Origin of the sequence: Novosphingobium chloroacetimidivorans, assembly GCF_014204535.1 — a bacterium.
Classification (GTDB): domain Bacteria; phylum Pseudomonadota; class Alphaproteobacteria; order Sphingomonadales; family Sphingomonadaceae; genus Novosphingobium; species Novosphingobium chloroacetimidivorans.
The window spans coordinates 1-12,970 of record NZ_JACHLR010000023.1 but is presented as its reverse complement, the minus strand read 5'-3'; the positions used below and the strand labels follow the sequence as shown (position 1 = coordinate 12,970).

Sequence of the window (12,970 nt, the reverse complement as noted above, 5' to 3'; positions counted from 1 at the left end):
AGTGCCCGATCGGCTCAGCCCCTGGGTCGGTACCGCATCAGACCTTCCTGGGCCATGCTGGCGATCAGCCGGCCGGATTGGTCGTAGACGGCGCCTCGCGTGAAGCCTCGGCCCTTGCCGGACCAGGGGCTGTCCATCGCATAGAGCAGCCATTCGCCGAGCGGCGGGTCCTCATGGAACCAGATCGCGTGATCGAGGCTGGCGCCTTGGATCTCGGGAGAGAACCACTGCAGATCGTGCGGCAGGATGGCGGTGGAAACGAGGCCGAAGTCGCTGGCGTAGGCGAGTGCGGTGCGAGCGAGGCCTGACCCGAGCGCCGGGTCCAGCTTCAGCCACGAGTGCTGGTTCGGCAGTCCACTCGCCGCGCCAAGCGCGCCCGTGCCCTTCGGATCGGGTGGGCCGGCGCGCATGTCGAAGGCGGCCAGTAGGCTGGCGATCGGCGGTGGCACTTGTGCGCCGCGCTGGCTCAGCAACTCGCGCAGCGGAATGGCCTGCTCCGGACCCGTCACTTGCGGCAGCGGAACGCTGTGGGACAGGCCCTCTTCACGCCGCTGGAACGAGGTCGCGAGATTGAGGATCGGCTTGCCGTCCTGAAGCGCCACCACGCGACGATTGGCGAAAGTGCCGCCATCGAAGTCGCGGATCACGCGGTAGATCACCGGTCTGGCGTTGTCGCCCGCCCGCAGGAAGTAGGCATGCAGTGAATGCGCGACGCGCTCGTCCCCGATCCCGGCCGTAGCGGCGGCGAGTGCCTGTGCGATGACCTGGCCGCCGAACATCCGCCCCGGCATGGAAGAATCCGCGAAGCCGCGGTAGAGATCGGTGTCGAGCTCCTCGACCATCAGCAGGCGCGTGAGGTCCTGAACCGAGCTCGCGAGATCAGCCATGCGTCGGACCGCCGGGGTGGTCTCGCAGCCAGGCCTTCGCTTGTTTCTCTATCGAGCTCAATTCGTCCAGCGTCTGCTCGATCGCCTGGCGCTGTCGCTTCAAGTCCTTCATCCGCTCGCTGACTTTGACGATCAGCTGGCGGACCTGCACGTGGTGTTCGGGGTCGACGTCGTAGAGGTCGAGGAACTCGGCGATCTCGCGAATGCTGAAACCCAGGCGCTTGCCGCGCAGGATCAGCTGCATGCGCCCGACCTCTCGCCGCGAGTAGATCCGCGTGGTGCCCACCCGTTGCGGTGCGATCAGGCCCTTGTCCTCATAGAAGCGCAAGGTGCGCATGGTGACGCCCAGCTGCGTCGCGGCCTCCTGGATGCCGAGCAATTCCCCGAGGCTGCCGGCTGCGACTTGACCGGCGTCGGCTTCGGTCACCTCCAGTTGCGACGCGTCAAGTTCCGTCACTGCGTACCCTCTGCGGTCGCGCGCCGCGCGGCTTCCTCGGCGACGAGCTCCTTCTTGGATAGCTTGCCGACCATCGTCTTGGGCAGACTGGAGCGGAATTCGATCTGGCTTGGCATCTCGATCTTGCTGATCCTGGAGCTGAGGAAATCCTTCAGTTCCTCTTCGCTTACAATGTCACCAGGATGCAAGGCCACGAACGCCTTGGGCGATTGACCGCGGTACTCGTCCGGGATGCCGATCACCGCAGCCTCGACGACCGATGGATGCTCGTAGAGCGCGTCCTCGATGATGCGCGGATAGACGTTGTAGCCGCTGCACAGGATCAGATCCTTGATGCGGTCGACCAGGAACAGGTAGCCGTCCTCGTCGAGGTAGCCGACGTCTCCGGTGCGCAAGGCGCCGTAGATGAAGGTTGCCTCGGTTTCCTTCGGCCGGTTCCAGTACGCTTGCATGACCTGCGGGCCACGGGCGCAGACTTCGCCGCGCTCACCCTGCTTCATGACCCGGTGGATGTTCTCGCGATCGCGGATCTCGAGCGAGGTTCCGGGGAAAGCGGGGCCGCACGAGTTCTCCTTGACGAGGCCTTCCAGCGGATTGCACGCGATGATCGGGCTCGCTTCGGACAGCCCGTAGCCTTCGACCACGCGCACGCCGGTCTTGGCTTCGAACTTCTGGCGTACTTCCAGGGGAAGGGGCGCTCCGCCAGAAATGCAGACGCGCACCTGGTCGAACTCGCCATGCAGCTCGACGCCGTTCAGCGCGGCATAGAGCGTGGGCACGCCGAAGAACTGCGTGGGCTTCACCCGCTTTGCGGTTTCGAGGAAGGACTTCATTTCGAAGCGGGGCAGCAAGATCATCTCGGCGGCGGTGTCGACCGAGTAGTTCAGGACCGTCGTCAGCGCAAAGACATGGAACATCGGCAGCACGCCCAGCGTACGCTCCTGCCGCTCCGGCATGTGGCCGACGTGCGCGATCATCTGCGCCGAGTTGGCCGACAGGTTGGCGTGGGAGAGCATCGCGCCCTTGGGCGTGCCGGTAGTGCCACCTGTGTACTGCAACACCGCGAGGTCATGCGGGTCGCGCCCGACCGGATCGGGATCGGCATCGCGCGCGATCAGGTCGTTGAAACGGATGAAGCGCAAGTCATGCGGCTCGTGCGCGATGTCCTTGCGCTTGAACACGCGATAGGCGTTGCGCTTGATCGCGGGCAGGACGTCGGCGATCGGGCAGACCACCACGCGCGATAGAGTGGTGCTGCCGATCAGCGGTTCGATCTTGGGCAGCGACATCGCCAGGTCGGACGCGATCATCACGGTGACGCCGCTGTCGACGACCTGATGCTGCAGTTCGCGCTCGGTGTAGAGCGGGTTGAAGTTCACCACCACGCCGCCGACGCGCAGGATCGCGAAGTAGCAGATCACGTAATAAGGCGTGTTCGGCAGGCACAGGCCCACGCGCGTGCCTGGTCGAACTCCCAGGTCCTGCAGGCCACGCGCCGCCTTGCGGGACAGTGCGCCAATCTCCCTGTAGGTCCACTTGCGACCCATAAAGTCGACCGCCGGCCATGCACCGTGGCGCGCGACAGCGTGATCGAGCAGGTCGGTCAGCAACCGCGGCGCGAACGCCGGCATCTCGTCGAGCAGGGTTGCGGCCCCCTCACGGGCGCCGGCGTCGTGCGCCGCGGCCGCCATCAGAACGCCACCCGCGCGCCCAGCGAGAACACCAGGGCGGACGCGTCCTGGAGCTCGCCATCGACGAGGATCGGGGTCTGCGCCGCGGTGCCCGCATAGGCCGCCGTGGTGCGATCGATCGGCGCATCCTTGAACGTGATGTAGCTGAACGCGCCGTCGACGGTGATGGACTCGCTCATGGCGTAGCTCGTGCCTGCCGAGAAGTTCCAGCGGTTGCTGTCCGGCACGCGCGCGTCCCGCTCGCCATCGCGGGTCGGCGTGTTGCCGTACTGGACGCCGGCGCGCACCGTCCACTGCGGGTCGACGTCGTAATCGACGCCGCCGGCATAGCTCCAGCTGTTCTTGTAGTTCTCGGGGATCGCGGTGTTGAGCGGAGCGCCCAGGCGGATCGCGTCGAACTTTTCCCAGCCATAGCGCACGACCTGGCCGTTGAGCGTCAGCTGCGGGGTCGCCTTCACGCGCATGCTGCCGATCGCCATCCACGGCGTGTTGAACGTGGCGATCGCGTCGACTTCACGGTTCTGCGCCGCCAAGGGGCCGAGCAGGCCCTCTGTGGTGACGGTACCCTTCAGCTTGTGCTTGACGCTCGACTTATAGGCGAGACCCAGCGTGACGGCTTCGGTGCGGTACTGCGCGCCGACCGACCAGCCGAGATCCCAACCATCGCCCTTCAACTCCTGGTGCCCGTCGGCAAGCAAGGGCGAAAGGTTTGGCAAGGCGTTGCTGAGCGAGGCGTCCGCATGCTCGATGTTCAGCGCACCGCCGATGTGCAGCTCGGGCGTGACCGCGAAGGCGACGCTGGGCTGAATATCGAAGGTGCGCAGCTTGGTCTTGTCGGCGGTGTAACGCGCCCAGCTGTCGGAGTCGTAATTGGTCGTAAAGGCGTAAGGCGCGGTCACGGACAGCCCGACCGCAAGGCGGCCGAACCCGTGCGCCACTGCGAAAGAGGGGAGCAGGCCCTTGTTGATCGGGTTCCTGGCGACCGGGTCGCCACCCACGGAACGGGGAGCCTGGCCGGGGCGCACGATCACCGTGCCATTGTCCACGACCTTGCCGCGCGGGATGATGGCGCTGGCGCGGACGGCGGCTTCGCTGCCTTCCATGCCGCTGATCGAGGCCGGGTTCCACCACAGCGAGTCGACGCCGGTATCGGCGGCCTCGCCGGAGAACGCGCGACCCTGGCCTCGCACCGACTGCTCCTGCAGGTAGAACGCCTGTGCGTTCGCGTTCGCCGCCATCCCGATCGCCAATGCGCCGGCGGCAGTGCCGACCAGGACGCGCCCCTTGCTCATTTTCATTATCTTACTCCTGCTTTTCTTTTGTTTTTTTTGCCAGACCCCGAGCCTTGTCAGCGGATGCGGGTCCAAGTCTGCGTCTTGCACAAGGGCCACACGATGCAGCCCTTGAGCTTCAGGGTGTCGGCGCCGGCTGGGGTTATCGTCGCCTTGTACGTGCCGCCGTCCTCGGGGTTGTAGATGGTGCCGCCATCCCACTGGTTCCCCTTGGCCTTGAAGCCGCCGAGGATCTGCAAACCCTTCAGCTTGCGCCCACGCTTGGACGTATCCTTGTTGTTCAAGTCAGCCAGTCCGGGGTTGCTGCGGATGTTGTCGGACTCGACCAAACGGCCGCAGATCGAGGTGCCGCAGCGGCTGATTTCGACGACGCCGTTCTTGCTGGGCGTGCGCCATTTGCCGAGGGCCGTCTCATTGCCCGCGGCCACTGCAGGCGCGGTCGCGAACGTAGCTGCCAGTGCCATGGAAACCATGGCCAGCGACGCGGATTTAATGCGTGTCATGCTGTTGTCCTTCACTCTCCAAGTGCCCGGTCGCGCCGTCCCTTCTGGTGAGGGATCTGCCCGCTCTATGCCGGTACGAGACTCAGTCTAGCGCAAAAATTGCTTGACGTATAGGGAAAGCAGCGCACCTTATTGGCATGAGTTTCGGATAGCGGGAATCGAACCGCTGTCGAGAATGCACGCCAGGAGAGTTGCATGCAGAGCGCCGTCCCCCCAACCGTACCCGGTGTCGTCATCGCCGGGTACGCCCGATCCCCGTTTCACCTCGCCAACAAGGGCGCGCTCGCTCGCGTCCGGCCGGACGATCTGATGGCGCAAGTCATCCGCGGGTTGATCCAGAAGACCGGTGTCGAAGCCGCCGATATCGAGGACGTGATCGTCGGCTGCGCTTTCCCGGAAGGCGAGCAGGGCCTGAACATGGCACGGCTCTCGGGCTTGCTGGCGGACTTGCCGCTGACCGTCGGCGGCATGACCGTCAACCGCTTCTGCGGCTCGTCGATGAGCTCGGTCCAGATCGCCATGGGTCAGATCGCGATCGGTGCGGGCGAGGCGTTCATCTGCGCCGGTGTCGAGTCGATGTCGCGCGTGCCGATGATGGGTTTCAATCCGCTGCCTAACCCGGAGCTCGCCAAGAAAAGCGCCGTGTACATGTCGATGGGCGAGACGGCCGAGAACGTTGCGACGAAGTACCAGATCGGGCGCGGTGAGCAGGAAGCTTTCGCGGTCGAGAGCCAGAAGCGGGCCGCCGCCGCGCGTGACGCCGGCAAATTCGCGGACGAGATCGTGCCGATCCAGACGAAGACGGGCGTCGTCAGCGAGGATGGCGCGATCCGCGCCGAGACGACCGCCGAGGGCCTCGCCGGGCTGAAGCCGGCGTTCGATGCGCAAGGTTCGGTGACCGCAGGCACGTCCTCGCCGGTGACCGATGGCGCAGCGGCGGTACTGGTCACCACCGAGGAATACGCGAAGGCGCATGGCCTGCCGATCCTGGCGCGCATCAAGTCGGTCAGCGTGTCGGGCTGCGCGCCCGAGACGATGGGCCTGGGGCCGATCCTGTCGAGTCAGAAGGCCTTGCAGCGCGCCGGCATCGGCGTGGACGACCTCAGCGTCGTCGAGCTGAACGAGGCCTTCGCCAGCCAGGCGCTGGCCTGCATCCGCGACCTGGGCCTCGACACCGCCAAGACCAATATCGACGGCGGTGCCATCGCGCTCGGCCATCCGCTGGGCGCCACCGGCGCGCGGATCGTTGGCAAGGCTGCCTCGCTGCTGAAGCGTGAGGGCGGCCAGTACGCGCTCGCCACCCAGTGCATCGGCGGTGGGCAGGGCATTGCCACGGTGCTGGAGGCGGTGGACTGACCATGGCTGACACCATCAAGAAAGTCTGCGTGATCGGCGCCGGCACCATGGGCGCCGGTATCGCCGCCCAGGTCGCCAACGCCGGCGTGCCGGTGCTGCTGCTCGACATCGTGCCCAAGGAGGGTGGCCGCAATACCATCGCCGAGGGCGCGGTGGCCAAGATGCTCAAGACCGACCCGGCCCCGTTCATGAGCACCCGCGCCGCCAAGCTGGTCGAGACCGGCAACATCGACGATCACCTCGACCAGATCGCGACATGCGACTGGGTGATCGAGGCGGTGATCGAGCGCCTCGACATCAAGCAGGGTCTCTACGCCAGGATCGAGGCGGTGAAGCAGCCCGGTACTGCGGTGTCTTCGAACACCTCGACGATCCCGCTCGCCAACCTGGTCGAGGGCCGGTCGGACGCGTTCAAGCGCGACTTCCTGATCACGCATTTCTTCAACCCGCCGCGCTACATGCGCTTGCTGGAGATCGTCGCCGGTCCCGACAGCGACGCTGCCGTGGTGAGCAAAGTCCATCATTTCGCCGACGTGGCGATGGGCAAGACCGTGGTGCGCGCCAAGGATACGCCGGGCTTCATCGCCAATCGCATCGGTACCTACTGGATCCAGCTAGGCATCAACGAGGCGATGGATCGCGGCCTGACTGTCGAGGAAGCCGATGCCGTGGCCGGGCCGCCGATGGGCGTGCCCAAGACCGGCATCTTCGGCCTTGTCGATCTGGTCGGCATCGATCTCATACCGCACCTGAAGGCGAGCCTTACCGGCACGTTGCCCAAGGACGACCCGTATCAGGTGATCGCCCGCGACATCCCGCTGATCGAGAAGATGATCGGCGAGGGCTCCACCGGCCGCAAGGGCAAGGGCGGCTTCTACCGCCTCAACCCCGAGAAGGGTAAGCAGCGTGAGGCTATCGACCTGTCCACCGGCGAGTACCGCGCGAAGGTGGATGCCCGCGCGCCTGCCGGCGCTGCCGGCAAGGGCGACTTGCGCGCGCTGGTCGAGACCAAGGGCAAGCTGGGCGAATACGCGTGGGCGCTGCTCTCGGGCACGCTGGCGTATGCCGCGATGCTGGTGCCCGAGGCGGCCAACGACGTCGTCGCCATCGATGACGCGATGAAGCTGGGCTACAACTGGAAGGCCGGGCCGTTCGAGATGATCGACAAGCTGGGCGCCAAGTACCTCGCCGATCGCCTCGAAGCCGAAGGCGAGCCGGTGCCCGAACTGCTCAGGCTCGCCGGCGAGCGCACGTTCTACCGCGTCGAGAACGGCAAGCGCCAGTTCCTCGGCCTCGATAGCGCGTATCACGATGTCGTCCGTCCCGAGGGCGTGCTGCGCCTCGCCGACATCAAGCTGAACTCCAAGCCGCTGTTGAAGAACGCGTCTGCCACATTGTGGGACGTGGGCGATGGCGTCGTCTGCCTCGAGTTCACCGGCAAGATGAACGCGCTAGACGGCGAGGTCATGAAGCTGATCGGCCAGGCAATCCCGCTGGTGGCGCAGAGCTACAAGGCGCTGGTCGTCTACAACGATGCCGACAGCTTCTCGGCCGGGGCCAACCTCGGCCTCGCCATCTTCGCGGTGAACATCGCCGCGTGGGGCGAGATCGAGAAGCTCGTCGCCGGCGGCCAGATGGCTTATAAGGCACTCAAGTACGCACCGTTCCCGGTGGTCAGCGCGCCCGCCGGTCTGGCGGTCGGAGGCGGGTGCGAGATCCTGCTGCACTCCGACGCGGTCCAGGCGCATGCCGAGCTCTACACGGGCCTGGTCGAGGCCGGTGTAGGCCTCGTTCCGGGCTGGGGCGGCAACGGCGAGCTGCTCGATCGCTGGCGCAATGCGCCCGGCATGCCCAAGGGCCCGATGCCGGCGGTGGCCAAGGTGTTCGAAACCGTCTCCACCGCGACCGTGTCGAAGTCCGCGCAGCAAGCCAAGGAGCTGATGTTCCTGCGGCCCGAGGACGGCATCACCATGAACCGCGATCGTCTGCTATATGACGCCAAGCAGAAGGCGCTGTCGTTGGTGGAGGGCTACAAGCCGCCCGAGGCGCCGACCTTCCGTCTGCCCGGCGAGAGCGGCCATGTCGGCCTCAACATGGCGGCGGAAGGCTTCCGCAAGCGGGGTCTCGCCACCGACTACGACATGGTGGTTTCGGACTCGCTCGCGACCGTCCTGTCCGGCGGCGGGTTCGACTATGTCGATACCGTCACCGAGGCCGACCTGCTGACCCTGGAACGTCAGGAATTCATGAAGCGGGTGCGCGACACGCGCACCATGGCGCGGGTCGAGCACATGCTCGAAACGGGCAAGCCTCTGCGCAATTGAGGATGATTATGGAACGCTGAGCTGATCTCAAACCTCGTCGCCCTCGCAAAGGCGGGCGCCCCGCTTTTTTTAAGGGCTGTGGCTCCGCAAGAAGCGGGATCCCCGTCTCCGCGGGGATGACGGGAAGGGTAGGTAAAGCGCTCCTAAGGAGAGTGACATGCAAGTCTACGAAGCACCCCTGCGGGACATGAAGTTCGTCCTCCACGAACTGCACAACGACGACGGCTTCGGCGATATCGAAGCGCTGGAGGAATTCACCCCCGACCTCGTCGACGCCATTCTCGAGGAATCGGCCAAGGTCGCGCAGGAGATCCTGCTCCCTCTCAACCGCAGCGGCGACGTCGAGGGCTGCACGCTCGAGAACGGCGTCGTGCGCACGCCGTCCGGCTTCAAGGAAGCCTATGCGCAGTTCCGCGAAGGCGGCTGGTGCGCGCTCGCGTCCGATCCGGAGTGGGGCGGGCAGGGCTTGCCCGAGCAGGTCAACAAGATGACCGAGGAGATGATCTGCGCCGCCAATGTGTCGTTCAGCCTCTACCCCGGCCTGACCCATGGCGGCACCACCGCGATCGAGGGCCACGCGTCTGAAGAGTTGAAGCGCCGCTTCCTGCCAAAGATGGTCTCGGGCGAGTGGTCGGGCACGATGTGCCTTACCGAGGCGCACTGTGGCACCGACCTCGGCCTCCTGCGCACCAAGGCGGTCCCGCAGGTCGACGGCAGCTACAAGCTAACCGGTTCGAAGATCTTCATCTCGGCCGGGGAGCATGACCTCACCGACAACATCATCCATCTGGTGCTCGCGCGCATGCCGGACGCTCCGGCGGGCGTGAAGGGCATCAGCCTGTTCCTGGTGCCCAAGTACCTGCCCAAGGACGACGACACCCCCGGGCCGTCGAACGGCGTCTCGGTCGCGGCGATCGAGCACAAGATGGGCCTCAAGGCCTCGGCCACCTGCCAGATCAACTTCGACGATTCGACCGGCTGGCTGGTCGGCGAGCCGCACAAGGGCATGGCCGCCATGTTCACGATGATGAACACCGAGCGCGTCTCGGTCGGCATCCAGGGCCTCGGCGTGGGCGAGGCGGCGTACCAGTCGGCCGTGTACTACGCCAAGGACCGCCTGCAGGGCCGCTCGCTCTCGGGCGTGAAGAACCCGAACGGTCCCGCCGACCCGATCATCGTCCACCCCGACGTGCGCCGCATGCTCATGACCATGCGTGCCTACAACGAGGGTTGCCGTGCGATCACCGGCTGGGTCAGCCGTGCGCTCGACGCCGAGAAGCACGCGACCGACCCCGAGGTGAAGCAGCGCGCGTCCGACTTCGTCGCGCTGATGACCCCGGTGGTGAAGGCGCTGTTCACCGACCTCGGATTCGAGAGCGCGAACCTGGCCGTGCAAGTCTACGGCGGCCACGGCTACATCGCCGAGAGCGGCGTCGAGCAATACGTGCGCGATGCTCGGATCGCCATGATCTACGAGGGCACCAACGGCATCCAGGCGCTCGATCTTGTCGGCCGCAAGCTGCCCGCGCACATGGGCCGCTACTTGCGCAGCTTCTTCCACCCGGTGTCGAACTTCGTCGAGGCCAACAAGGCCGACGCGAACCTCGGCAAGATGGTGGAAGGCCTGGAAAAGGCGTTCGGTGCGCTCCAGCTATCGACCGCGACGATCGCCGAAAAGGGCATGCGCGACCCCGAGGAAGCCGCCGCTGCTGCCACCGACTACACGCGCCTGCTGGGTCTGGTGGCGATGGGCTACTGCTTCGCCAAGTCGGCCTTCATAGCGCAGGGAGCGCTGGCGTCCGGCACCGAGGAGGCCGATTTCTACAGGGCCAAGATCGCGACCGCGCGCTTCTTCTTCGACCGTATCCTGCCTCAGGCGACGACTGCGTTCCTGGCGATCAAGTCGGGCAAAGCGTCTATGATGGCGTTGGAAGACGCTGCGTTCTAGGTCTGCTCGGGACGATCGGTTCTACCATTCACTCAACCAATTCGTCATCCCCGCGCGGGCGGGGATCCATCTCCTGAGCTCGCGTAACGGCAATGACCTGGAGATGGATTCCCGCCTTTGCGGGAATTGACGAAGGTGGGGTGCGTCGCGGGGGCCGACATGGGAACTAAACGGTCCGCCCAGCCTCTCAAATGACCGCTGCGGGCGGGGCATCCTGCTCCGTCAAGCGGATGCGCCGCTCCACCGCCTGGAAGATGGCATCGAGGTCGTCGATATCGGCATCGATCACTTCGTTCCACTCGGCAAGCACGTCGGTCAGCGCCTGGTGCACTTGCGCCGATCGTGTGCCGGGGATCACCACCGGGATGTGTACCGGCCGATGCGGCCAGGAGTGCCCGGTGAGGTTGTTGTAGAGCCAGCCCGCGCCGCCCAGCGCCAGCACGTTGACAAGGATCGTCAGCAGATGCGCCGCACCCCAGTGGTCCGGTCCCGTCGCTCCCAGGGCATAGAGCAGCGCGCAGGCGCCCCCGGGAGGATGCAGGCAGCGCGCCAGGCTCATCGCCCCGATCGCGAGGCCTACAGCGAGGCTTGCCGCGATCAGCGGCATCCCGAGCAGATGCCCGGCGAGCAGTCCCATCATCGCTGAGACGACATTGCCGCCGATCACCGCCCAGGGTTGCGCCAGCGGGCTCGCCGGCACCGCGAACACCAGCACTGCCGAAGCGCCGGCCGGCGCCACCAGCCAGGGAAGGGCGGGGTCGCCGCCGCCGAGGATCAGCGTGCCGATCGCTCCCGCGGCGGCAATCCCGATCATCCCGCCCAAAGCACCCCGCAGCCATCCAAGGTGACCGAGCGCCGGTTGCGTGGGAGAGGCGAAATTGCGGAGAGATGGCAAGAAGGGCACGCTATCGTTCTCGTATCCAGGAATGCCGCGGGGCCATAAGCCAGCATGCCAGGGCGCGCCAGACCGGCAGCATCGCATCGACATGGCTCGCCGCCGCGTCGCAATCGGCTATGACCGACGCATGGCCAACATCGCTCCCCGTGCGCTCCTTGCCGACTTGTTCCACACGGCCGTCGCTGCCGCCGATCCGATGGTGGCCGTGCCCGGATTCCTGCCCGATGTTCCCAAAGGGCGCACGGTCGTGGTCGGTGCCGGCAAGGCCTCCGCGCGCATGGCGCTTGCCTTCGAGCAGGCGTGGAAGGGGGAGCTGAGCGGCGTGGTCGTCACCGGCTATGGTCATGGCGAGCCGTGCGAGCGCATACGCGTGCTAGAAGCGGCGCATCCGGTACCCGACGAAGCGGGGCTGCGCGCCAGCAATGCCCTGCTGGCCGCTGTTGGAGGATTGGAGCGCGATGATCTGGTCGTTGCGCTCATCTCCGGCGGAGGATCGGCATTGCTTCCGGCTCCGCCACCCGGACTGACGCTGGCCGACGAGCAAGCGCTCAATGGGCAGTTACTCAAGAGCGGCCTCGCGATCGGCGAGATGAACCTCCTGCGCCGGCAGTTATCGCTGATCAAGGGCGGCGGGCTGGCGCGCGCGGTCGGACCCGCGCGCCTCGTCACCCTGGTGATCTCGGACGTACCCGGCGACGATCCCGCGCACGTCGCCTCGGGACCGACGATCCCGGGGTTGGGCACCGCCGCCGAGGCTCTCGCGCTGGCCGAGCGGGCAGGCCTGCCACTCACGCCGGCTATCCTGGCGCATCTTCGCACGGCGATACTGCCTGGGACCGTAGGACGCTGTCGGCAAGACGATGTGGTGCACGTCCTCGCCTCGGCCGCGCTCTCGTTGAACGCAGCCGCGCGACGCTGTCGCGAGCACTATGGCCTGGAATGTGAGATCCTGTCCGACGCCGTCGAAGGGGAAGCCCGCCATGTCGGCGCCGAACACGCCCGGCTCGCGAGGGAACGGCAGGCAAGACTATCCAGTGAAGGACGGCCCATCCTGCTTCTCTCCGGAGGGGAAACGACAGTCACCGTGGCACAGGACGCGGGATGGGGAGGGCGCAACACCGAGTTCGCCATGGCCCTGGGGCTCGGATTGACCGGAAGCACCAACATCCATGCGCTCGCCGCAGATACCGACGGCTTGGACGGCGCGAGTGGCGGAGCGGGCGCCTATGTCGACAGCGGCACGGTTGCGCGCCTCGCAAACGGCGGCGTCGATGGCGAAGGCGCCTTGGCCGCGCACGATACGGGCTCATCCTTCGCACGGATCGGCGATCTCTTCGTGACCGGCCCGACCCGCACCAACGTGAATGATTTTCGCGCAATCTGGGTGGGGCCGGCAGCCGCAACCGGCTCTTCGGCGCGTCTCGGCCGCAAGGCGGGTTCGGCACCGTCCCTCCATCCGGATACGTCAGCGTTGGAAGTGCCGTGACACGCCCGCAAGGGCAGTTTTCCGAGGATGTGAAACTTTTTTTGAAAATAGTGTTTGACCGAATCTGAGGTGGTCCATATATGCCGCTTCACCGGACGGGACGACGCCACTGAGTGGTTCCACTGCCT

Annotated in this window: 10 protein-coding genes; 4 read left to right on the top strand and 6 right to left on the bottom strand. The window is 66.1% G+C overall.

What is annotated here, in order from left to right; genetic code table 11:
- Positions 1–14 precede the first annotated feature (14 nt).
- The 5 genes from HNO88_RS18780 to HNO88_RS18760 form a co-directional block, all read right to left on the bottom strand.
- Positions 15–887, bottom strand: coding sequence for an acyl-CoA thioesterase (locus HNO88_RS18780; RefSeq protein WP_184249345.1), 873 nt, complete (start codon positions 885–887; stop codon positions 15–17).
- Positions 880–1,266, bottom strand: a complete 387-nt coding sequence (locus HNO88_RS18775) for a MerR family transcriptional regulator (RefSeq protein WP_184249438.1) — start codon at positions 1,264–1,266, stop codon at positions 880–882. The genes HNO88_RS18780 and HNO88_RS18775 overlap by 8 nt, the downstream gene beginning before the upstream one ends.
- A gap of 74 nt (positions 1,267–1,340) precedes the next feature.
- Complete coding sequence (locus tag HNO88_RS18770) at positions 1,341–2,975, bottom strand: long-chain-fatty-acid--CoA ligase (RefSeq protein WP_184249435.1); 1,635 nt, start codon at positions 2,973–2,975, stop codon at positions 1,341–1,343.
- A 59-nt stretch (positions 2,976–3,034) separates the two neighbouring features.
- Positions 3,035–4,333: an OmpP1/FadL family transporter gene (locus tag HNO88_RS18765; protein WP_184249342.1), complete on the bottom strand. Its 1,299-nt coding sequence runs from the start codon at positions 4,331–4,333 to the stop codon at positions 3,035–3,037.
- A gap of 50 nt (positions 4,334–4,383) precedes the next feature.
- On the bottom strand, positions 4,384–4,791 hold the full coding sequence (locus HNO88_RS18760; protein ID WP_246382058.1) for a DUF2147 domain-containing protein: 408 nt from the start codon (positions 4,789–4,791) through the stop codon (positions 4,384–4,386).
- A 234-nt stretch (positions 4,792–5,025) separates the two neighbouring features.
- Between HNO88_RS18760 and HNO88_RS18755 the strand changes: the two genes are divergently transcribed.
- From HNO88_RS18755 to HNO88_RS18745, 3 genes are all read left to right on the top strand, one after another.
- Positions 5,026–6,186, top strand: a complete 1,161-nt coding sequence (locus tag HNO88_RS18755; RefSeq protein WP_184249339.1) for a thiolase family protein — start codon at positions 5,026–5,028, stop codon at positions 6,184–6,186.
- Between the two features lie 2 nt (positions 6,187–6,188).
- The gene (locus HNO88_RS18750; protein ID WP_184249337.1) at positions 6,189–8,510 is read left to right on the top strand and encodes a 3-hydroxyacyl-CoA dehydrogenase/enoyl-CoA hydratase family protein; all 2,322 of its coding nucleotides are present in this window, start codon (positions 6,189–6,191) and stop codon (positions 8,508–8,510) included.
- Positions 8,511–8,667: 157 nt separating this feature from the next.
- On the top strand, positions 8,668–10,458 hold the full coding sequence (locus HNO88_RS18745) for an acyl-CoA dehydrogenase C-terminal domain-containing protein (RefSeq protein WP_184249333.1): 1,791 nt from the start codon (positions 8,668–8,670) through the stop codon (positions 10,456–10,458).
- A 187-nt stretch (positions 10,459–10,645) separates the two neighbouring features.
- On the opposite strand, the gene HNO88_RS18740 is transcribed toward HNO88_RS18745, so the two are convergent.
- Positions 10,646–11,362 carry an HPP family protein gene (locus tag HNO88_RS18740; RefSeq protein WP_446685701.1) on the bottom strand — a complete coding sequence of 239 codons (717 nt, stop codon included), beginning with the start codon at positions 11,360–11,362 and terminating at the stop codon, positions 10,646–10,648.
- A gap of 82 nt (positions 11,363–11,444) precedes the next feature.
- Between HNO88_RS18740 and HNO88_RS18735 the strand changes: the two genes are divergently transcribed.
- The gene (locus tag HNO88_RS18735; RefSeq protein ID WP_246382043.1) at positions 11,445–12,842 is read left to right on the top strand and encodes a glycerate kinase type-2 family protein; all 1,398 of its coding nucleotides are present in this window, start codon (positions 11,445–11,447) and stop codon (positions 12,840–12,842) included.
- The last annotated feature ends 128 nt before the right edge of the window (positions 12,843–12,970 follow it).

Excerpts from the sequence above, each read along its gene's own strand:
- HNO88_RS18780 (WP_184249345.1), bottom strand. The coding sequence starts at position 887 with ATGGCTGATCTCGCGAGCTCGGTTCAGGACCTCACGCGCCTGCTGATG.
- HNO88_RS18770 (WP_184249435.1), bottom strand. The coding sequence starts at position 2,975 with ATGCCGGCGTTCGCGCCGCGGTTGCTGACCGACCTGCTCGATCACGCT.
- HNO88_RS18765 (WP_184249342.1), bottom strand. The coding sequence starts at position 4,333 with ATGAAAATGAGCAAGGGGCGCGTCCTGGTCGGCACTGCCGCCGGCGCA.
- HNO88_RS18760 (WP_246382058.1), bottom strand. The coding sequence starts at position 4,791 with ATGGCACTGGCAGCTACGTTCGCGACCGCGCCTGCAGTGGCCGCGGGC.
- HNO88_RS18755 (WP_184249339.1), top strand. The coding sequence starts at position 5,026 with ATGCAGAGCGCCGTCCCCCCAACCGTACCCGGTGTCGTCATCGCCGGG.
- HNO88_RS18750 (WP_184249337.1), top strand. The coding sequence starts at position 6,189 with ATGGCTGACACCATCAAGAAAGTCTGCGTGATCGGCGCCGGCACCATG.
- HNO88_RS18745 (WP_184249333.1), top strand. The coding sequence starts at position 8,668 with ATGCAAGTCTACGAAGCACCCCTGCGGGACATGAAGTTCGTCCTCCAC.
- HNO88_RS18735 (WP_246382043.1), top strand. The coding sequence starts at position 11,445 with ATGGCTCGCCGCCGCGTCGCAATCGGCTATGACCGACGCATGGCCAAC.